This window comes from Pararhizobium sp. (assembly GCF_035497515.1).
Taxonomy (GTDB): domain Bacteria; phylum Pseudomonadota; class Alphaproteobacteria; order Rhizobiales; family Rhizobiaceae; genus Pararhizobium.
In genome coordinates this window covers 130,682-150,665 of record NZ_DATJDJ010000103.1, presented here as the reverse complement: position 1 = coordinate 150,665, position 19,984 = coordinate 130,682, and the positions used below count along the sequence as shown (strand labels likewise).

17 protein-coding genes are annotated in these 19,984 nt (G+C 61.1%); 4 read left to right on the top strand and 13 right to left on the bottom strand.

What is annotated here, in order from left to right; all coding sequences use genetic code 11:
• Positions 1-189: 189 nt before the first annotated feature.
• The 11 genes from VL202_RS10920 to VL202_RS10870 all read right to left on the bottom strand — a co-directional run bounded on the left by VL202_RS10920 (position 190) and on the right by VL202_RS10870 (position 13,739).
• Positions 190-1,308 carry a branched-chain amino acid ABC transporter substrate-binding protein gene (locus VL202_RS10920; protein WP_325464136.1) on the bottom strand — a complete coding sequence of 373 codons (1,119 nt, stop codon included), beginning with the start codon at positions 1,306-1,308 and terminating at the stop codon, positions 190-192.
• Positions 1,309-1,423: 115 nt separating this feature from the next.
• The gene (locus VL202_RS10915; RefSeq protein ID WP_325464135.1) at positions 1,424-1,768 is read right to left on the bottom strand and encodes a DUF6867 family protein; all 345 of its coding nucleotides are present in this window, start codon (positions 1,766-1,768) and stop codon (positions 1,424-1,426) included.
• A gap of 101 nt (positions 1,769-1,869) precedes the next feature.
• Positions 1,870-2,595, bottom strand: a complete 726-nt coding sequence (locus VL202_RS10910) for an ABC transporter ATP-binding protein (protein WP_325464134.1) — start codon at positions 2,593-2,595, stop codon at positions 1,870-1,872.
• Positions 2,595-3,473 (bottom strand): ABC transporter ATP-binding protein, encoded by an 879-nt coding sequence (locus tag VL202_RS10905; RefSeq protein WP_325464146.1) that lies wholly within the window; start codon positions 3,471-3,473, stop codon positions 2,595-2,597. Before VL202_RS10905 ends, VL202_RS10910 begins: the two co-directional genes overlap by 1 nt.
• Positions 3,473-4,858, bottom strand: a complete 1,386-nt coding sequence (livM, locus tag VL202_RS10900) for a high-affinity branched-chain amino acid ABC transporter permease LivM (protein ID WP_325464133.1) — start codon at positions 4,856-4,858, stop codon at positions 3,473-3,475. Before livM ends, VL202_RS10905 begins: the two co-directional genes overlap by 1 nt.
• A 4-nt stretch (positions 4,859-4,862) precedes the next feature.
• Positions 4,863-5,765: a branched-chain amino acid ABC transporter permease gene (locus tag VL202_RS10895; RefSeq protein WP_325464132.1), complete on the bottom strand. Its 903-nt coding sequence runs from the start codon at positions 5,763-5,765 to the stop codon at positions 4,863-4,865.
• Between the two features lie 302 nt (positions 5,766-6,067).
• Positions 6,068-8,494 (bottom strand): FAD-dependent oxidoreductase, encoded by a 2,427-nt coding sequence (locus tag VL202_RS10890; RefSeq protein ID WP_325464131.1) that lies wholly within the window; start codon positions 8,492-8,494, stop codon positions 6,068-6,070.
• Positions 8,495-8,677: 183 nt separating this feature from the next.
• A complete protein-coding gene (locus VL202_RS10885; protein WP_325464130.1) occupies positions 8,678-9,232 on the bottom strand; it encodes a sarcosine oxidase subunit gamma in 555 nt (184 codons plus the stop codon).
• A gap of 13 nt (positions 9,233-9,245) precedes the next feature.
• Positions 9,246-12,203 (bottom strand): sarcosine oxidase subunit alpha family protein, encoded by a 2,958-nt coding sequence (locus VL202_RS10880; protein ID WP_325464129.1) that lies wholly within the window; start codon positions 12,201-12,203, stop codon positions 9,246-9,248.
• On the bottom strand, positions 12,200-12,478 hold the full coding sequence (locus VL202_RS10875; protein ID WP_325464128.1) for a sarcosine oxidase subunit delta: 279 nt from the start codon (positions 12,476-12,478) through the stop codon (positions 12,200-12,202). The genes VL202_RS10880 and VL202_RS10875 overlap by 4 nt, the downstream gene beginning before the upstream one ends.
• 10 nt (positions 12,479-12,488) lie before the next feature.
• Entirely contained in the window at positions 12,489-13,739 is a 1,251-nt protein-coding gene (locus VL202_RS10870) for a sarcosine oxidase subunit beta family protein (RefSeq protein WP_325464127.1), read from the bottom strand.
• A gap of 287 nt (positions 13,740-14,026) precedes the next feature.
• On the opposite strand from VL202_RS10870, the gene cysQ reads away from it, so the two are divergent.
• Both cysQ and VL202_RS10860 read left to right on the top strand, forming a co-directional pair.
• On the top strand, positions 14,027-14,803 hold the full coding sequence (gene cysQ, locus VL202_RS10865) for a 3'(2'),5'-bisphosphate nucleotidase CysQ (RefSeq protein WP_325464126.1): 777 nt from the start codon (positions 14,027-14,029) through the stop codon (positions 14,801-14,803).
• A gap of 132 nt (positions 14,804-14,935) precedes the next feature.
• The gene (locus VL202_RS10860) at positions 14,936-15,967 is read left to right on the top strand and encodes a DUF2793 domain-containing protein (RefSeq protein ID WP_325464125.1); all 1,032 of its coding nucleotides are present in this window, start codon (positions 14,936-14,938) and stop codon (positions 15,965-15,967) included.
• 25 nt (positions 15,968-15,992) lie between these two features.
• On the opposite strand, the gene VL202_RS10855 is transcribed toward VL202_RS10860, so the two are convergent.
• Positions 15,993-16,385: a response regulator gene (locus VL202_RS10855; RefSeq protein ID WP_325464124.1), complete on the bottom strand. Its 393-nt coding sequence runs from the start codon at positions 16,383-16,385 to the stop codon at positions 15,993-15,995.
• Between the two features lie 141 nt (positions 16,386-16,526).
• Positions 16,527-17,282 carry a Crp/Fnr family transcriptional regulator gene (locus tag VL202_RS10850; protein WP_325464123.1) on the bottom strand — a complete coding sequence of 252 codons (756 nt, stop codon included), beginning with the start codon at positions 17,280-17,282 and terminating at the stop codon, positions 16,527-16,529.
• Positions 17,283-17,450: 168 nt separating this feature from the next.
• Between VL202_RS10850 and VL202_RS10845 the strand changes: the two genes are divergently transcribed.
• Together VL202_RS10845 and VL202_RS10840 are read left to right on the top strand one after the other, a co-directional pair.
• Complete coding sequence (locus tag VL202_RS10845; RefSeq protein ID WP_325464122.1) at positions 17,451-18,314, top strand: SDR family NAD(P)-dependent oxidoreductase; 864 nt, start codon at positions 17,451-17,453, stop codon at positions 18,312-18,314.
• A 112-nt stretch (positions 18,315-18,426) separates the two neighbouring features.
• A complete protein-coding gene (locus VL202_RS10840; protein ID WP_325464121.1) occupies positions 18,427-19,983 on the top strand; it encodes a VOC family protein in 1,557 nt (518 codons plus the stop codon).
• Position 19,984 lies beyond the last annotated feature (1 nt).

Genomic DNA, 19,984 nt, shown 5'->3' with positions numbered 1-19,984 from the left:
TCGCCAATCAGCGGCCGTTCTTATGAAAGTGCTGTACGAATCGGAGAAAGCACAACCGTCCGATCCACTCTTCGGGACGGACAGGCCGTCGTTCGGCAGAACGCCATGTATCGGTATAGCGGAAATGCAAAAGGCCCGGCAAAACCGGGCCTTTCGTGATCCTGAGACCAATCGGATTTCCGAAAAAGATTATTCGTTCTCGACGTAGGTATACTTGCCGTCGTCACCCTTCTTCCAGGTGTACATGACGTAGTCCGGACGGGTGATGTCGCCCTTCTCGTCGAAGCCGAGTTCGCCGATGGCAGTCTTGAACGGACCCTTGGCCTTGATGGCTTCGGCAACAGCCTGCGGATCGTTGCCGCCGGCTGCCTTGGCGCCTTCAGCGATGACCTGAACGGCAGCGTAAGCGTAGAGCGTGTAGGCTTCCGGCTCGAAACCGGCAGCGCGGAACTTCTCGACGAGCTCCTTTGCAGCTTCGTTCTTGCGCGGATCCGGAGCAAACGTCATCAGCGTGCCGTCGACTGCGTCGCCGGCGATCGAAGCCAGTTCGTTCGAGACGATGCCGTCACCCGAGATGAAGGTCGCCTTCAGGCCCTGGTCGGCGGACTGGCGCTCGATGAGGCCGAATTCTGTGTGCAGGCCACCCCAGTAGACGACCGATACGCCAGCTTCCTTCATCTTTGCGATGAGAGCCGAGAAGTCCTTGTCACCGACATTCACGCCTTCATAGACGGCTTCCGTGATGCCAGCAGCGTTTGCTGACTTCCGGGTTTCATCGGCAAGGCCCTGACCATACGGGGTCTTGTCATGAAGAACGGCAATTTTGGCGTCCTTGAAATTTGCAGCGATAAACGCGCCAGCAACGGCGCCCTGCTGATCGTCACGACCGCAGGTGCGGAAGGTGTTCCACAGACCGCGTTCGGTGTAGGTCGGGTTGGTCGAAGCCGGGGAAATCTGCAGGATGCCGTTTTCGGCGTAGACTTCCGAAGCCGGGATGGAAACGCCCGAGTTGAAGTGACCGACAACGAACTTGACGCCATCGGCAACGAACTTGTTGGCAACAGAAACGCCCTGCTTCGGGTCGGACACGTCATCACCGAGCACGACCTTGATCTGCTCGCCGTTGATGCCGCCGGCTGCATTGATGTCGGCAGCCGCCTGCTCGGCACCCTTCTGCAGCTGCGCGCCGAATGCGGCGTTAGGACCGGTGATCGGGCCACCAACGCCGATCAGAATATCGGCCCAGGCATTGCCGCTGAAGGCGACCATTGCAGTCAGCGCGACAGCAGACAAAAGTGATTTCTTCATCTTGTTACTCCCAAAAAATTGAGCGGGTGTTTTTAAACCGATCACGATACCCGCCATAATCGCCCCGGTTTTCTTATATCCGCGTCAGCGCGAGCGGCTGGCGCGTTTCCCTCTGTCATTTGGCTTTCCAGGAAAAGGGCGACGCCTTCTCATAAAGCCAGTAGTATTTTTCCGTCATCTGCTTCGTCCGGTAGAAGCGATAACCGCCCGTAGCAAACAACAAAAGAATGACCGTGTCCACGACATAGTACCGGCCCGTCAGCATCGAGCCTTCAAAAAGTGCATGATGGATGAAGCGGATAGCGACACCCAGGAGCAGCGTATAGGCCACCAGCGTCGCGTAGCTGCTCCAGTTGTCGGCGCAGCTCTTTCCCGTGCGCCAGGCGGTCCAGCCGCCCATGATCACGGTCACCAGCATGAACTGCCAGATAGTCGGTTCTTCGTAGAGAATGCCCTGCATTCCTTGCTCCCTTCAAAGCGCCGGCGGCGTGAAAACGTCCCTGCCCTGCGCCTCAATTCCCAAACTCTGCCCATCGCCGGCAGCCCGGCGACAGCGCGGGATCAATGATGGCCACCCTCGAGGTAGGCGGCACGAACCTCCGGATTGGCAAGCAGTTCCTTGCCGCTGCCGCTCATCGTCACCTTGCCGTTGACCATGACATAGCCACGGTGCGACAGCTTCAAGGCAGCAAAGGCGTTCTGCTCGACGAGGAAGACCGTCAGGCCTTCCGTTTCGTTGAGCTTCTTGATTGCCGCAAAGATGCCCTTGACGATCAGTGGCGCGAGACCGAGTGATGGCTCGTCCAGGAGTAAAAGCTTCGGACGCGCCATCAGCGCACGGCCGATCGACAGCATCTGCTGCTCGCCGCCCGAGAGCGTTCCGCCGCGCTGCGCCTGGCGTTCCTTGAGGCGCGGAAACAGCGTGAATATCTTTTCGACGTCCTCGTTGAAATACTTCAGATTGTCCAGGCTGGCGCCCATCTGAAGATTTTCGAACACCGTCATGCGCGGGAAGATGCGGCGGCCTTCCGGCGATTGTGCGATGCGCAGCCGGGCGATTTCGTGCGTCGGCATGCGGGTGATGTCCTGGCCGTCGAAGACCACCGAACCGGTGCGGGCCTGCGGACTGCCGCAAATGGTCATCATCAGCGTCGACTTGCCGGCGCCGTTGGCGCCGATCATGCAGACGATCTCGCCCCTCTTGACCTCGACATCGACACCCGCCAGAGCGCGGATATTGCCGTAGTATGTTTCGACGGATTTTACATGCAGGAGATTGTCGCTCATCAAAGCGGTCCTCCCGGCGTGATGTGCTCGATCTCTTCGATCACCTCTTCGACCTCATCATCTTCAACACCGAGATAGGCCGCGATAACCTTCGGATCGTTCTTCACATGGTCCGGATTGCCGTCCGAAATTTTCTGGCCGTATTCGAGCACCACGACATGGTCGGAGATTTCCATAACCACGGACATGTCGTGCTCGATCAGCAGGATCGACGTGCCGGTGTCCTGGCGAATGCTGCGCAGCAATGTGTTGAGCGCCAGCGACTCGCGCGGGTTGAGCCCGGCCGCCGGTTCGTCGAGGCAGAGGAATTCCGGTCCCGTGCACATGGCGCGGGCGATTTCCAGACGACGCTGGGCGCCATAGGGGAGGTCACCGGCCGGGTCGTCGGCGCGATCGATCAGATTGGCTTTCTCGAGCCAGTACTTCGCCTGCTCGATCGACTGCGCCGCAGCCTTCTTGTAGGCGGGGAAGCCGAGCAGGCCGAGGATCGTGTAGCCCGAGGCCAGCATCAGCTTGTTGTGCTGCGCGACCAGCAGGTTTTCCAGAACCGTCAGGCCGGAAAACAGCCGGATGTTCTGGAAGGTACGGGCCACCTTGGCATCGCGGTTGACCTCGAAATCCGACATGCGCTCGAGGAGGAATTCCTTGCCCGCCTTTTGCCGCATCGTGATCATGCCCATCGTCGGCTTGTAGAAGCCGGTGATGCAGTTGAAGACCGTGGTCTTGCCGGCGCCGTTCGGGCCGATGAGAGCGGTGATATCGCCGCGATAGGCTTCGAACGACAGGTCGTTGATAGCCATGAGGCCACCGAAGCGCATCGACAAATGGTCGACTTTGAGGATGGGATCTTTCGTCATCGTATTCGTTCCGGCCATGATCAACCGTGACCTTCCTTGGTGAAGCTGCCGGAGACAGTCTTGCGCTCGCGCAGGAATGCCGTGGGTTCGCGCGAGCCGACAAAGCCGCGGGGCTTCCACACCATGACGATAACCATGGCCAGACCGAAGATCAGCATGCGGTAGAGTTCGGGGGTGAATTCGGGGCCGAAGATGTGCTTGAGGAATTCCATCTCGCGCAACATTTCCGTGCCGCCGATCATGAGCGTCGCGGCAACAGCGATCCCGATCAGCGAGCCCATGCCGCCAAGAACAACGATGGCAAGGATGATGGCCGATTCCAGGAACACGAAGGATTCAGGCGAGACGAAGCCCTGGCGAACCGCAAAGAAGGAGCCAGCAAAGCCGCCGAACATCGCGCCTGTGGCAAATGCCGTCAGCTTGGTGGTGACGGTGTTGATCCCGAGCGACCGGCAGGCGATCTCGTCTTCGCGCAACGCTTCCCAGGCACGGCCGATCGGCATGCGCCGCAGCCGGATGGTCACGAAGGCGGTCAACAGGCAAAGCGCCAGGATGAGATAAAACAGGAATATCTTGTAGTAGGCCGATGACATCGGCAGGCCGAACGCCTTGGTGAAGTTGTTGGCCGCGCCGATATCGAACGACCAGATACCAAAGACCGACGCCTTGGCGATGCCGGAAATCCCGAACGTACCCTTGGTGACGGCAGTCCAGTTGATCAGGACGAGGCGGATGATTTCCCCGAAAGCGAGCGTCACGATCGCGAGATAGTCACCCTTGAGGCGCAGTACGGGGAAGCCGAGGATGATGCCCCACAGCGCCGCGAAGATGCCGGCCATCGGCAGGAGCAGCCAGAACGACAGCCCGAAATGGGCCGAGAGGAGCGCGTAGGAATAGGCGCCGACCGCGTAGAAGGCGACATAGCCGAGATCCAGCAGACCGGCGAGGCCGACAACGATGTTCAGACCCCAGGCCAGCATCACATAGATGAGGATCTGGATGCCGAAGTTATCGACCCATTTCAGCGATCCCTGGAAGCCGAAGAAGTAGACCATGATCGGCGGATAGACGATCAGTGCGATAATCGCGATCATGCTGAAATTGCGGGTAACGAAGCCGGCTTCCTGTACAGGAGCCGCCGACTTCGCTGCCTTCCGCTCGGCCAGATAAGGACGAATGAAGGCGACCGACAGGAAGCGCCCGACCATGGCGATGACGACGAAGGTCGCCAGCAGGCTCCAGCGCTGAACGAGGATCAACTCGTTCAGGATGTTCTGGTCGGTCTTGAGGCCGACGAAGAGAACGAAGAGACCGAGCGCCACGAGGCCGGCATAAAAGGCCTCGCGCAGAGCCCGCGCCATCAGATTGCTGCTGGCGCCCTCATTGGTGTTCGAAATATTTGCCATGAAATTATACCTTCTCGACTTCAGGCCGACCCAGGATGCCGGACGGCTTGAAAATCAGCACGATGGCGAGGATCGAGAATGTCGCGACATCCTTGTAGTCGATGGTGAAGTAGGCGGACCACAGCGACTCGATGAGGCCGATCATCAAACCACCGAGAACGGCCCCCGGCAGCGAGCCGATGCCGCCGAGAACCGCGGCCGTAAAGGCCTTGACGCCCGGGGTGAAGCCGTCGGTGAAGACGATGACACCGTAATACATCAGGTACATCGTACCGGCGACGGCAGCGAGCGCCGCCCCCATGATGAAGGTGATCGAGATCGTCTTGTCGACGTCGATGCCGAGAAGAGCCGCCATCTTGCGGTCCTGCTCGGTCGCACGTTGGGCACGACCCAGCGGCGTGTGATTGACGACATACCAGAAGACCGTGAGCAGAACTGCCGTCACGACAACGATGATGATCTGCTTCAGCGAAATCGAGATGCCGAAAATCTCATAGACCGAAGATACCATCGGCGGGATCGGCTTGTTGCGCGGGCCCTGCGTCACCTGAATGAAGTTGGACAGCGCGATCGACATGCCGATCGCGGTGATCAGCGGCGCCAGGCGGAACGAGCCGCGCAACGGCCGATAGGCCATTTTTTCGATAACCCAATTCCACAGACCGGTCATCAGCATCGCGACGACAATCATGATGAACAGCGCAAGCGCGATCGGCACGCCGCCGAGCAGCGAAACCAGCAGCAGGTAAACGATCAAAGCCGCGAAACCGCCCAGCATGAAGATATCGCCATGCGCGAAGTTCACCATGCCGATGATGCCGTAAACCATGGTATAGCCAATGGCTATCAAACCGTAAATTGAGCCAAGCGTCAGCCCGTTGACGAGCTGCTGGACAAAGTACTCCATCTATATCCCCCGGATATGATCCATGCGGTCATATCTCTTGTTTTTGTGCCCTTTTAGAGCATCATTTGCCAATGCGGATTCCATACCGCTTTAGAAGGAAAAAGGAAGCCTAAAAGTGCGGCATCGACAATTTCTTTCGGTTTTGGATTAAAATGGTGCACGGATCGATGAAAAACCCAAAAAATCACCAGGAAAAGCCGCACTTTTGAGCAATTTTTTTCTTGATTAATCGATTTATCCGAAACAAAAGCCGGGAACGTTGCTCCCGGCTTTTGTTTTCCATCAGATTACAGGTTATTCGTTTATGACCGCATGCGCGAGCCGTTGGCATCGAAAAGCGGCTGCGGCTGCAGGCGCGCGGTCAGCATTTCGCCGAGCAACTCGACCTGCCAGCCGTCCGCTTCGTCAGCGATCTCCTTCGGCACATAACCGATCGCGACGGAAACGCCCGAAGCATGGGCATAGCCGCCCGAGGTGACCCAGCCACGCACTTCGCCGTTCAGATAGATCGGCTCGTCACCGATAACGTCGGCTTCGCTGGAATCGATGATGAAGGTGCGCAGGCGCAGGCTTCCGCCCTCGGTCTTTTCCTTGATGGCCGCTTCCTTGCCGATGAAATCCGCATCCTTCTTCAAGGCGACGAACCGGCCAAGGCCCGCCTCGAACGGGCCGTAGAGCGGACGATATTCACGCGACCAGCTGCCAAAGGACTTTTCGACACGCAGGGCATTGAGGGCACGCAGGCCGAACAGCTTGATGTTGAACTCGGCGCCGGCCTCCATGATCAGATCATAGAGATAGCGCTGATATTCCGGCTTCATCCAGATTTCATAGCCGAGATCGCCGGTATAGCTGACGCGGCCGACGATCGCCGGCGCCATGCCGAGATCCATCTTGCGGATGTCCATGAAGCCGAAGGCTTGGTCCGACATGTCGAGATGGGTCAGCTTGGACATCAGCGTACGGGAATTCGGGCCGGCGATCGAAAGGCCGACCAGTTGCAGGTTCAGCGCCTTGACGGCGACCGAACCGTCCCTGGGCAGGTGGCTTTCGAACCAGCGCATGTGATAATCCTCGGCGATGCCGGAGCCGATCAGCAGGAAATCTCCCTCGGCGAGCTTCGCCAGCGTGAAATCGCCGATCAGCTTGCCGTCGTCCTTCAGCATCGGCGCCAGCGACATGCGCCCCGCCTCCGGGATGCGGCAGGTCAACATGCGGTCCAGCCAGGCCTCGGCGCCCCTGCCGGTGATGGCATATTTGGCAAAACCCGAGGTTTCCATCAGGCCAACGCTTTCGCGCACGGCCCTGGCCTCGGCGCCGACGACGTCGAAGTCGTTCGAACGGCGCCAGGAGAACGTGTCCTCCTCGCCGTTGGGCGCAAACCAGAGCGGGGCTTCCAGTCCGTAGGACGCGCCGAAGATCGCACCGGCCTCCTTCAGCTTGTCGTAGATCGGCGTCGTCAGGAACGGGCGCGCACCCGGCAGTTCCTCGTTCGGATAACGAATCGAGAAACGGCGGGAATAGTTTTCGCGGACCTTGGCATTGGTAAAGCCGAGCGTGGCGAAATCGCCGTAGCGCGAGACGTCCATGGCGAAGACGTCGAAGCCCGGATCGCCGTAGATGATCCAGTTGGCGAGCGCGAGGCCCACGCCGCCGCCCTGGCTGAAGCCCGCCATGACGGCGCAGGCCGACCAGTAGTTGGTGAGGCCGCGCACCGGGCCGACCAGCGGATTGCCGTCCGGCGAGAAGGTGAACGGGCCGTTGATGATCTTCTTGATGCCGGCCTTGTTGAAGGCGGGAAAGTGGCGGAAGCCGACTTCGAGTTCGGGCGTGATGCGCTCGATATCCTCAGCCAGCAGCTCATGACCGAAATCCCAGGGCGTTGTGATCGGCGACCACGGACGGCAGGCCTTTTCATAGGTGCCCATCAACATGCCGTTGCGTTCCTGGCGCAGATAGATCTCGCCGTCGAAATCGACGCAGTGCATCAGCTCCTTGCCGCGCGTCTGGTTGAATTCGATGACTTCCGGCATGTCCTCGGTGATGAGGTACATGTGCTCCATGGCAAGCACCGGCAGTTCCAGCCCGGTCATGCGGCCGACTTCGCGGGCCCAGAGACCGGCGGCGTTGACGACATGCTCGGCGATGATCTCGCCCTTGTTGGTGATGACGCGCCAGGAACCGTTCTCCATCTGCACGAGATCCTCGACCTTGGTGTGCAGGTAGATGTCGGCGCCGTTCTTCTTGGCCGACTTGGCATAGGCATGCGTCGTGCCATAGGGATCGAGATGGCCTTCGACCGGATCGAACACCGCGCCGACGAATTGGGTCGGATCGAGCAGCGGCATCAGTTCATGCGCTTCCTTCGGCGTCAGCAGATGGGCATCCAGCCCCATGTAGCGGCCCTTGGCAAGAATCGACTTCATCCAGTCGAAACGTTCCTTGGTCGCTGCCAGCATCATGCCGGAGGTCATGTGCAGGCCGATATCCTGGCCGGAATAGTCCTGGATTTCCTTGTAGAGTTCGACCGTATATTTCTGCAGCTTGGCGACGTTCGGGTCGCCGTTGATCGTGTGCATGCCGCCTGCGGCATGCCATGTCGATCCAGAGGTCAGCTCCGAACGCTCCAGGAGAACGACGTCGGTCCAGCCGAATTTCGTCAGGTGGTAAAGGATAGAACACCCGACGACGCCGCCGCCGATCACGACGACTCTGGCATGGCTTTTCATGAAAATTCTCCGGTTTCGGGCGCCAGGAAAAAGCGGCCCGTTCGATTGGGCAAATCTAGCTTTCGAAACCGTAGTGGGAAAGGCATTGCGGAGAAAGCCATTGCTGCGAACAGGCCTTGTCCATTTCCGCCATTCGCTGCTTCACCAGCGCCGTAAAAGCGTCACGCGATGACGCTTTTGTCGTCAGGCCGAAAATCCGACGGACAGACCGTATTCGCGTCCCATCAGCTTGAGATCGTCAAACAACGACTCGGCGAAACTGCGCATGACGATGAGTTCGAAGTCGTTCTCGCCGACACGCGCCAGATTGATGCCGACATGGCCACAGAGAACGTTGGACGACGTGCCGATTTCGAAGACGGCGGGGTGCAGGTCCGGTCCGACGCCCTTGGCGAGGATACGGCGGACATTCGGGCCGGACAGCCGCAAGAGGACACGGCCATCGCTCTGGTCGAAGATGTGCGCGGCATCCGCCAGAAGCAGCGACAGATTGCGGCACAGCACCTCCGGCGTGTCGGTCTGCGACAAAGCCAGCCACTCGCCCGGCCCGACAAACCGCACGGACAGGTCACCCGCGGCGGCAAGTGCGGCGGTCACGAAGGCGTCTCCACCCTCCGCCGCCATGACGGTCGCGATCGCCACGTTTTGCGGAACATCGAGATGATCGACAGCACGGATGCCTGGTTCGGACGGAATTCGGCCTTCGAGGGGATGCCGGGAGATGTAGGTTCTGCTCATGTCCGCACCCGTCTCAAGAATTCAGCTTCGCATTGCCGGGATCGACAAAGACCGGATGGCAGACTTCAGCCACCATTTCCGTTCCGCCGAGCCTGTCCCAGACGATGATGCGCTCGCCATAACGCTCACGTCCGGATTTAAGGAATGCGAGCGCGATGTCATGGCCGAGCGTTGGTGAAAACCCGGCGGAACTGACATAACCCTGGTCGTTCAACGTCGACGGCTTCGCCCCCTCCCGCAGCAGGTGCGCACCGGCACGCATATGCTTGTCCGTCTCGACCGGCTTTAGTCCGACCATCTGCATCCGGTCGGCGGCGGTCAGGCCGTAGCGCGTCGACAGCCGCTTGCCGATGAAATCCGGTTTTTGCGCGGACACCATGCGTCCGAAGCCGGCATCATCGGGCGTCACGCGACCATCGAATTCGGCATGGGTGACATGGCCCTTCTCCAGGCGCAGCACGTTCAGCGCTTCCAGACCGTAGGCGCAGATGCCGTGTGCCCTGCCCTCCTCCATCACCGCGTCGGCGACGGCTTCGCCGAAGGAGGCCGGAACCGCGAGTTCGTAGGCCAGTTCCCCGGAAAACGAGATCCGGAACAACCGTCCCTGCAGCCCGCCCTTCAGCGTCACAACCTGGGCCGCGAGGAAGGGAAAAGCCGCGTCGGAAATATCGTCTTCGACAAGCGCCTGGACAACGAGACGGGCTTTCGGCCCGGCAATCGCCATCTGCGCCCATTGATCGGAGGAGGAGCAGAAACGCACCTTGAGGTCCGGCCAGAGAACCTGCGCGCAATATTCCATGTGGGACATGACGCCGCCGGCTAGCGCCGTGGTCGTCGTCATGAAGAAATGCTCGGATGACAGCCGGCTGGTCGTGCCGTCGTCATAGACCATGCCGTCCTCGCGCAGCATCAGCCCGTAGCGGGCCTTGCCGACAGGCAGTTTCAGGAAAGCGTTGCAATAAAGCCGGTTCAGGAACTCTGCCGCGTCACTGCCGTAGATTTCGATCTTGCCGAGTGTCGAGACATCGCAAAGGCCGACATTCTGACGGACGTTCAAGACCTCACGGTCGGTGCTCAGCCGCCAGGTCTTTTCACCCTCGCGGGCAAACCAGGCGGGGCGATACCAGAGGCCGGAGTCGACGAAGACGGCGCCGTTCTTCTCAGCCCAGTTGTAGAGCGGCGACTTGCGCACAGGCGCCGCATGCTCGTCTCGCGACGTGCCGGCCAGCGCGCCAAAGGCGACCGGCGTATAGAAGGGCCGGAAGGTCGTCGTACCGACATCGGCGGGGCTGACGCCCTGCATGGCCGCCAGAAGTCCCGTAGCGTTGATGCCGGAGAGCTTGCCCTGATCGGTCGCCATGCCGTTGGTCGTGTAGCGCTTGGCATGCTCGACATGGCCAAACCCTTCCCGCAGCGCCAGTCCCAGATCCTTGACATGCACGTCGTTCTGGAAATCGACGAAGGCCTTCGCCTTCGCGCCCGGCGCATACCAGAGTGCGGTAAACGACGGATCGATCTCGCCGCTGACGGACGGCAAGGCGTCCGCCACAGCCGAAAACCCGAGATCGGCGATGATCGCAGCCGCCTTCCGGACACCGTCCCTCAGGCACCCGGCCAGCGAATAGGTCCCCGCTGCAGCACCCGCCACGACAAGTCCGCTGCCGACATCCGGCGCGAGAAACGTGTTCAACTCGGGCGACCAGACCGCCTTTGCGCCGCGTTGGCAGGCGAGGTGGATGACCGGGTTCCAGCCGCCGGACATGGCGACCGCGTCGCAGGCGATCATCTCCTCGAAGCCGGATCGCTCGACGACGATGCCGGACACGCGCTGCTTGCCGCGCGTGTCGATGACGAAGCCCGAACGGATGACACGGACTCCCGCCGGAGCCACGTCTGCGGCGTCGGCCCGACTATCGATGATGGCGGCGACCGCGATGCCATGGGCAGCAAGGTCGGTGGCGGTGCGGTAACCCGTGCTGCCATTGGTGAAGATCGCCACCGACTTGCCGGGCGCGACTGCGAACCGGTTGGCATAGGTGCTGACCGCGCCGGCCATCATCACGCCGGGACGATCATTGCCGCCGAAGACCAGCGGCCGCTCCTCGGCCCCGGTCGCCAGCAACGCGCGCTTGGCGACGATGCGCCAGAGGCGCTCCACCGGAAGCTTCGCCTGCGGCTGCGCCACATGTTTCTGCACCCGCTCGACGGCACCGAAGACATTGTCGTCGTACCAGCCGAACACGGTGGTGCGTGGCATGATCGTGACATTCGGCAGCGAGCGAAGTTCGGCGAGCAGCGCTTCGGCAAAGGCAGGCGCCGGCATGCCGTCGATCTCGACGGTTTCGGCGAGCAGCGAGCCGCCAGCCCGGAAATCCTCGTCGGCAAGAATGACACGCAGCCCGGCACGGCCGGCAACGCGGGCGGCCATCAGGCCGGCCGGGCCGGCGCCGACGACCAGCAGGTCGCAATGCGCCCAGCATTTCTCGTAGGTTTCGGGATCACGCTCAAGAACAGCGCGGCCGAGGCCAGCCGCCTTGCGGATGATCGGCTCGTAGAGCTTTTCCCAAAAGGCGGCCGGCCACATGAACGTCTTGTAGTAGAAGCCGGCCGACAGGAACGGCGAGAGCAGAGTGTTGAGCGCGCCGACATCATGTTTCAGCGACGGCCAGCGATTCTGGCTGCGGGCATCGAGCCCGGCATAAAGCTCGGCAACCGTCGCCTTGGTATTGGGGTCCGAGCACGAACCCCGGCCGATGGTCACCAGCGCATTGGGCTCCGAGGGGCCGGCGGTGACGATGCCGCGCGGGCGGTGATACTTGAAGCTGCGGCCGACCAGAAGCTGGTCGTTGGCCAACAGCGCCGAGGCCAATGTATCGCCTGATAGTCCCGTCAGGGCGCGGCCATCGAACCTGAAATCGACGGCGGTGGTTCGATCGACAAGACCGCCGGAGGAAAGACGATAGGCGGTCATCGCGCCGCCTCCCGCGCTACGGTCGCGCCGTCGATCACGGAATACACCGCATGGGTCATCGTATCGCGTTCGACGACCAGCCAACGGCGACAGCCGGCCACATGTTGCCAGTGTTCGCGGTAGCGGCCGCGAGGGTTGGCGCGAATATGCACATACTCGTTCCAGGCCTCGTCGGAGGCTTCCGGATCGGGACGCAGGACGGATGCGTCGCCCCGGATGGAAAACTCTTCCTTCGGACGGACGCCGCAATGCGGGCAGTGGATGAGGCTCGCCATTCTTCAGGTCTCAATGCAGGTTGGGCTGGGGACCAGCACCGTGTTCATCGATGGGATAGCCACGCTCGAAACGGTCGAGGCGCAGGAAACGGGCGACAGGATGGGTTTCGTCCTTGGCGATCAGATGGGCGAAACACCAGCCCGACGCCGGTGTCGCCTTGAATCCGCCGTAACACCAGCCGCAGTTCAGGTAGAGATTGTCGATCGGCGTGTGACTGATGATCGGCGAGCCGTCCATGCTCATGTCCATCACGCCACCCCAGGAGCGCAGGACGCGCACGCGCGACAGGCCGGGGATCATCGTCACCCCCTCCTCCATCACATGCTCGACGGTCGCCAGATTGCCGCGCTGGGCATAGGAATTGTAACCGTCGATCTCGGCGCCGAAGACGAGGCCACCCTTGTCCGACTGGGAAATGTAGAAATGCCCGGCACCATAGGTAATGACATGGTCGATGGCCGGCTTCAGCCCCTCGGTCACGAAAGCCTGCAGCACATGGCTTTCGATCGGCAGCTTGAGGCCGGCCATTTCGCCGACCCGCGACGTGTTGCCGGCGGCCGCAAGCCCCAGCTTGCCGCAGCCGATGAAGCCGCGCGACGTCTCGACGCCGGTGACGACGCCGTTTTCGCGGCGGATGCCGGTCACTTCGCAATTCTGGATGAGATCGACGCCGAGACGATCGGCCGCGCGGGCATAGCCCCAGGCGACGGCGTCATGGCGCGCGGTGCCGCCCCGCTTCTGCAGCAGACCACCCAGGATCGGGAACCGGGCATGATCGAAATTGAGGAAAGGCAGCATCTTCTTCAGCGCCGCGCGGTCCAGCATCTCGGCAGGAACGCCCTCCATCCACATGGCATTGCCGCGCCGGATATAGGCATCGCGCTGGCCGTCATTATGGTAGAGATTGATGACGCCGCGCTGCGACAGCATGGCGTTGTAGTTCAGGTCCTGCTCCAAGCCTTCCCAGAGTTTCATCGAAAATTCATAGAACGGCTCGTTGCCTGATAGCATATAGTTGGAGCGCACGATCGTGGTGTTGCGACCGACATTGCCCGAACCGAGATAGCCCTTTTCCAAGACGGCGATGTTCTTCAGGCCGAATTCCCTGGCGAGGTAATAGGCCGTCGCCAGACCATGACCGCCGCCACCGACAATGATGATGTCATAGAAGGGCTTCGGCTCCGGCTGCCGCCAGGCGGGCTTCCAGTTGACGTTGCCCGTGAGCGCGTTTTTGACGATCGAGAATGCCGAATATCGCATGCCAGTCCCAATTCACCTGTCAATGTTGCAGCGCCACATGCGCACAGGCGGTAACCGGCGCAAACACCACGCAGGCAAGGCGGATGAAATGCCTCGCACCTTGCTATCGGCACCTCTAGCCGAACGGGACCGCAGATACAGTGCCAAATGCGGCACAGTCGTGGAAATTTGCAGATTCATCCTTGAAGAGACCGGTAAGGAATGTGGATGTATATTTATTGTGCCGACAAGGCCGCGTGTAATCGCGCAACCGGCAAACAGTGATGGCGCAGGGGCACGGGACTGAGATGCTGGATATACTGGAAGAGGCGGCTGTGGCTGCGGGGAAAGCCATCCTCGACGTCTACCATGCCGGACCGGATGTCAGCTACAAGGCCGACTGTTCCCCCGTCACCGATGCCGACGAAAGCGCCGAGAGGATCATTCTCGACCGCCTCGCGGCCGCCTTTCCCGACATTCCCGTCGTCGCCGAGGAAGCCGTTGCCGCGGGCCAGATTCCCGATATCAGCGGCCAGACCTTTTTCCTGGTCGATCCGCTCGACGGCACCAAGGAATTCGTCGGCCGCAACCATGATTTCACCGTCAATATCGCCCTGATCGAAAAGGGAGAACCGGTTGCCGGCGTCGTCTATGCGCCGGCGCTGGGCATTCTCTATGCCGCCACTCGCAGCAAGGCGAAGAAGGCCGTCGTCTCCGACCAAAGAACGATCGGGCCGGAAACGATCATCGGCTGTCGCAGCCGTGGCGACCGGCTTGTCGCCCTTGCCAGCCGCTCCCACAACAGTCAGGAAACCATCGCCTATCTGGCATCGCACGGGATCACGGATTACGAATCTGTCGGCTCATCACTGAAATTCTGCCTTCTTGCCGAGGGGCTTGCGGACATTTATCCGCGCCTCAGTCGAACCATGGAATGGGATACGGCGGCCGGTGACGCCGTTTTGCGCGCCGCCGGCGGCGAGACCCTGACCATGGATGGCAACCCACTCTCCTACGGCAAGCGCAACCAGATCTTCGACGTCGATTTCGCCAATCCGCATTTCGTCTCGCGCGGCAAGAACTGACCGGCGTTCCCCCGCCCGATGGCGGGGATGAGATCGGAAAATTTCCCTTTGCGAGCAACGAGGATCAAGTCCCATCCTCCACCGTCCTCGGCGCGCGGCTACCCTTCTCTCGACGACAGAGGAGAATTGCCGATGAGCGAGACGACGATCAATCTTGAAATACCCTATATCCTGCCCTCGCAGGCGCAAAAGCACGTCACGCATAACGAAGCGCTGCAGCGGCTCGACGCCGTCACGCAACTGACCGTCACCGCATCCCTCGCAACACCGCCGTCGGACCCGCAGGAAGGCACCTGCTACGAGATTGCCGCATCACCGACGGGCACCTGGGCAGGCAAGGCCGGCAAGCTGGCGTTTCGCCAGGACGGCGACTGGATCTTCATCACCCCGCGCACGGGCTGGCGCGGCTGGTTCCTCGCCGAGGACAGGATGAAAATCCACGACGGCAGCGACTGGACGACCTATGACGCGATCGGCACGCCCGCCACGCTCGGTATCAACACCTCCGCCGACAGCACCAACCGCCTTGCCGTCTCTGCAGCCGCGACGCTGCTCACGCATGCCGGAAACGGGCATCAGGTCAAGGTCAACAAGTCGGCCGCCGCCGATACGGCAAGCCTGCTGTTCCAGTCGGGCTGGTCGGGTCGGGCGGAGATTGGCCTTGCCGGCTCGAATGATTTTTCCGTCAAGGTCAGTCCCGACGGTTCGGCCTGGACGTCCGCGCTCAGCATCACCGGCGAGGGACAGGTGCGCATGCCGCAGCGCCCGCTGGTCCGCGCGACCCGTGGCGGCGGCGTGCTGACGCCTTCCTCCGGTTCGCAGACGGGCTTTTCGACGCTGAGCATCAACCAGGGCGGATTCAGCCTCGGCGCCTCGGTCGCTGGCGGCGGCAATCGCCTCGTCGTGCCGGTGACGGCACCCTATCTCGCCTGCCTCGGCGTCGAAGCCAATCCGTCGGGCGCCTTCTCGGTCGCGGTCAAGCTCAACGGCACGACGACCATCGCCAGCATCAACGACAACGACGCCGCCTCCGCATCCTACGGTAACTGCGCCATGGGGCTTGCACTGCTGACCGCCGGAGACTGGCTGGTGTTGGAGCACACCGGCACCACGCCGCTCGATTTCGGTTACGACAAGACGGAACTGACGGTGATGATGCTGTGATTTCTCACGCCGGCGGTCGCGACGTTCATGCGCCAACCGAGGACGGATCGGCGGCGGTCGAAAGCAGGCTCGCCATGGATACTTCGTTGAAAGGCTTGGTTATCCGGGGAATATCACGCAGCCCCAATGGAAAAACAGAACTCTCGCCATAGCCGGTGACGAAGCCGAAAACAGTGCCGCGCGCCATCAGCACCTCGGCGAACTCAAAGCTCGTTTCATTGCCGAGATTGACGTCGAGAAACGCAAAATCGAAGCTATGGACGTCAATCAGGGAGCGGGCCTGATCGAGATTGGTCGCGATCTCGACATGCTCCACGCCGATGGACTTCAGGATGTCCTCGGCCTCCATGGCGATGATGAAATTGTCCTCGAGCACCAGAACGCGCTTGACCGACAATGGATTTTCCGAAATCGCCACCGATGCTGGTTCCTGTCCGCATGAATCCAATTCCGATGAGTCGCGGCCCCTCGATTCGAGACATAGGTCAGGCGCGCAACCGTAGCATTTAAATATGACACATATGGAAGCGATTGTCCGGCGGTGAGCGAGGCCTTCGTTTCAGATGAGAGGCCGGCTTTTCTCGTGATAGCCCTCCCAGTCCGCGATTTTCATCAGCCCTGCATCGTCGATTATATCGCAGCCGCGATCCGCCCAGCGAATCAGCTTGCGTTCGCCGAGCTTCTTCAATGTCTTGTTGGTATGAACGATAGAAAGCCCGAGCGTATCAGCCACGTGTTGCTGGGTGATCGGGATGGAGACGCGCTGGCCCTGGAACAGGTTCGATGCCTTGGCGCGCTGATAGAGGAAGGCGAGCAGATAGGCCGCCCGTTCCAAGGCCGACCGGCGGCCGATGCTCAGGAGGTTTTCATCGAGAATGCGTTCCTCCTGCGCCGCAATCCAGGTCAAATCGTAGGCAAGGTCGGGATAGTTGCGGTAGAGCGTCCCCAACTTGTCGCGCTCGAACACGCAGAGCGTCACCGGCGACAGTGCCTCCACCGAATGCTTCATCTCGCCCATGAGGCTGCCCTGCAGGCCGATCAGATCCCCCGGCATCATGTAGTTGAGAATTTGTCGACGACCGTCATCAAGCGTCTTGTAGCGAAAACCCCAGCCCGACAGGACGGTGAACAGATGCGCGCTGTGGGATCCCTCCGACAGGATGGTCGTGCCCGGAGCCACGGTCAGTTCGCCGACCTTGAAATTCGAAACGAAATCTAGCTCGTCCGGCTTGAAATCTCTGAAGTGCGGAAGCGCCCTGAGGGGACACTGCTCGCAAGGCGTCACCCTGTTGCTCCGGGTCTTCGGTAGGGCCATTCGATTCCTCAAGTTCGGGATGATGAGTAGGGCTTTGATTTCAAGAGAAAATTAGGGCTCGGTGCTTTTCAGGCAAGAGGCTGCGGCAAAGGAGCGATGGACATATGGCTGCCGGAGCCCTAGTTTTCCGTTGAAGATCATATCCTTAAAGAGCGAGACGGAACAGCGATGAACCACGCAGCCTTTGCCAGCAACCATGTTGCCGTCGTGACCGGCGCGGCCTCGGGGATCGGCCTTGCCGCAGCCAGGCGTTTTGCAGGCCTCGGCATGGCCGTGGTGCTGGCCGACCTGCCCGGCGAGCGGCTTGACAAGGCAGCCCGGGAAACCGCTTCACTCTCTCCGCATGGGCCGGACAGCGTGATCGCTTTGGCGACGGATGTCTCGAGCATCGATTCGCTCAGGGCGCTGGAAACGGAGGCCATCGACCGCTTCGGCAAGGTGCACGTCCTGATGAACAATGCCGGCATCCAGCCCGGCAGTTCCATTCTCGGTACCCACGATACATGGGAGCGTGTGATCGACGTCAATCTCTGGAGCGTCATCAATGGTTCGCGCATCTTCGCGCGCCGCATGATCGCCCATGGCCAGAAGGCGCTGATCATCAACACCGGCTCCAAGCAGGGCATTACCACACCGCCCGGAGATCCAGCCTATAATGTCGCCAAGGCCGGGGTGAAGGTTTTCACGGAAGCGCTCCAGCACGAATTGCGCAACACGGCCGATTGCAACGTGACGGCTCATCTGCTGATCCCCGGCTTCGTCCATACCGGCCTCACCGCCAATGGACGCACCGAAAAGCCGAACGCCGCCTGGACGCCCCAGGAAACCGTCGATTTCATGATGCAGAGCCTGGAAAACCACGACTTCTACATTCTCTGCCCCGACAATGACGTGCAGCGATCGACGGACGAAAAGCGCATCCTCTGGGCCGCCGGCGACATCGTCGAAAACCGGCCGCCGCTATCACGCTGGCATCCGGACCATGCCGATGCCTTCAAGGCCTTCCTCGCCAAGGATCGGCCGAAGCAGTAGCTTTCAACACAGCCGACCGATAGCAACGGCCCGGCCGGACAGGCATGCCGGTCCCGTCGGTCCCGTTTCCCTTGCGGCCTCTCCCGCAGACAGACTCACAGGTTCTCAGGCCATGACAAGCGGCATACACCACATCACCCTGATCACCCGCAAGGTTCAGGCCAATGTCGATTTCTATGCCGGCTTCCTGGGTTTGCGCCTCGTCAAGCGCACGGCCGGTTTCGAGGATGCAGCGCAGCTTCATCTGTTCTATGGCGACGCCGCCGGTTCGCCCGGCTCGCTGATCTCGTTTCTCGTCTGGGAAGACGGCGCGCCAGGCCGCGTCGGCCATGGCCAGCCGAGCGAGGTCTCCTTTGTCATCGCGCCCGACAGTATCGGCTTCTGGCTGACGCGTGCGCTGCGCTACAATGTCGCCACGGAGGGGCCGGCACAGGAATTCGGCGAGCCGGTCATCCGGCTGAAGGATCCCGACGGTGTCATCATCAAGCTTGTCGGGACCGAGATGATCGCTGCTCCGGCACTCTATGTCCATGGCGATATTCCGCCACACGATGCGATCCGGCGCCTGCGCGGCGCAACCATTCTTACGGCAACGCCGGACGGAACCGCCGCTTTCGTCAACCGGCATTTCGGCTACGACGAAAGCGACAGGACCGACACGATCCGTCGCCTGGTCTCGCAGTCCGGCGACATTATCGACGTCCGCGATGCCGGCGGTTTCTGGACGGCTGCGCCCGGCACCGGAACCATCGATCATATCGCCTTCCGGGCCACCGACACCGCGGCCGTCGATGCGGTGCGGACGCAACTCGAAGCCGAGGATGCCGGCACGATTGCGGCGCATGACCGGAAATATTTCTACTCACTCTACGTCCGCGAACCCGGCGGCACGCTGTTCGAACTGGCGACGGACGGGCCGGGCATGGCGATCGATGAAAGCCAGGAGACGCTCGGCACGAAACTGTTCGTTCCCGAGCATTTCGGTGGCGAGAACCAGGACAGTCTCGTCATTCTGCCGCAGTTCGCGCTGCCCGGCGAGGCACGCGTTCCGGCCCGCGAACTGCCCTTCGTCCATCGTTTCACCGTCCCGGAAAACCCGGATGGCCGCACACTGATCCTGCTGCATGGAACCGGTGGCAACGAGACCAGCCTCTTGCCGCTCGGACGGCAGATTGCGCCCGATGCGGAATTGCTCAGCCTGCGCGGCCGCAGCGTCGAGGAAGGCTATCCCCGTTTCTTCCGGCGGATCACCAACACCACCTTCGACCAGCGGGATATCATGTCCGAGGCGGAAGCCTTCGTTGCCTTTGTCGAAGGCGCGGTGACGGGTTATGGCATCAACCTGCAGAAGACGGTGTTCGTCGGCTATTCCAACGGCGCAAACATGCTGGGCGCGGTGATGCTAAGACATCCGGGCCTCATCCGCACCGCCGTGCTGCTGCGGCCGATGAACGTGCTGGAAAACACTCCCGTAGCAGACCTCACGGGAACGCGCGTCCTGATGACGAGCGGCACGCAGGACCCCTATTCGCCCTACGCGACGGAACTCGAAAAGAACCTCCTGAACGGCCATGCCACGGTGGAAAGCATCATGATCAATGCCGGACACCAGTTGAGCCCGCAGGACGTGACCATAACCAGGGCATGGCTAACCGGCTTGGAAATCTGAC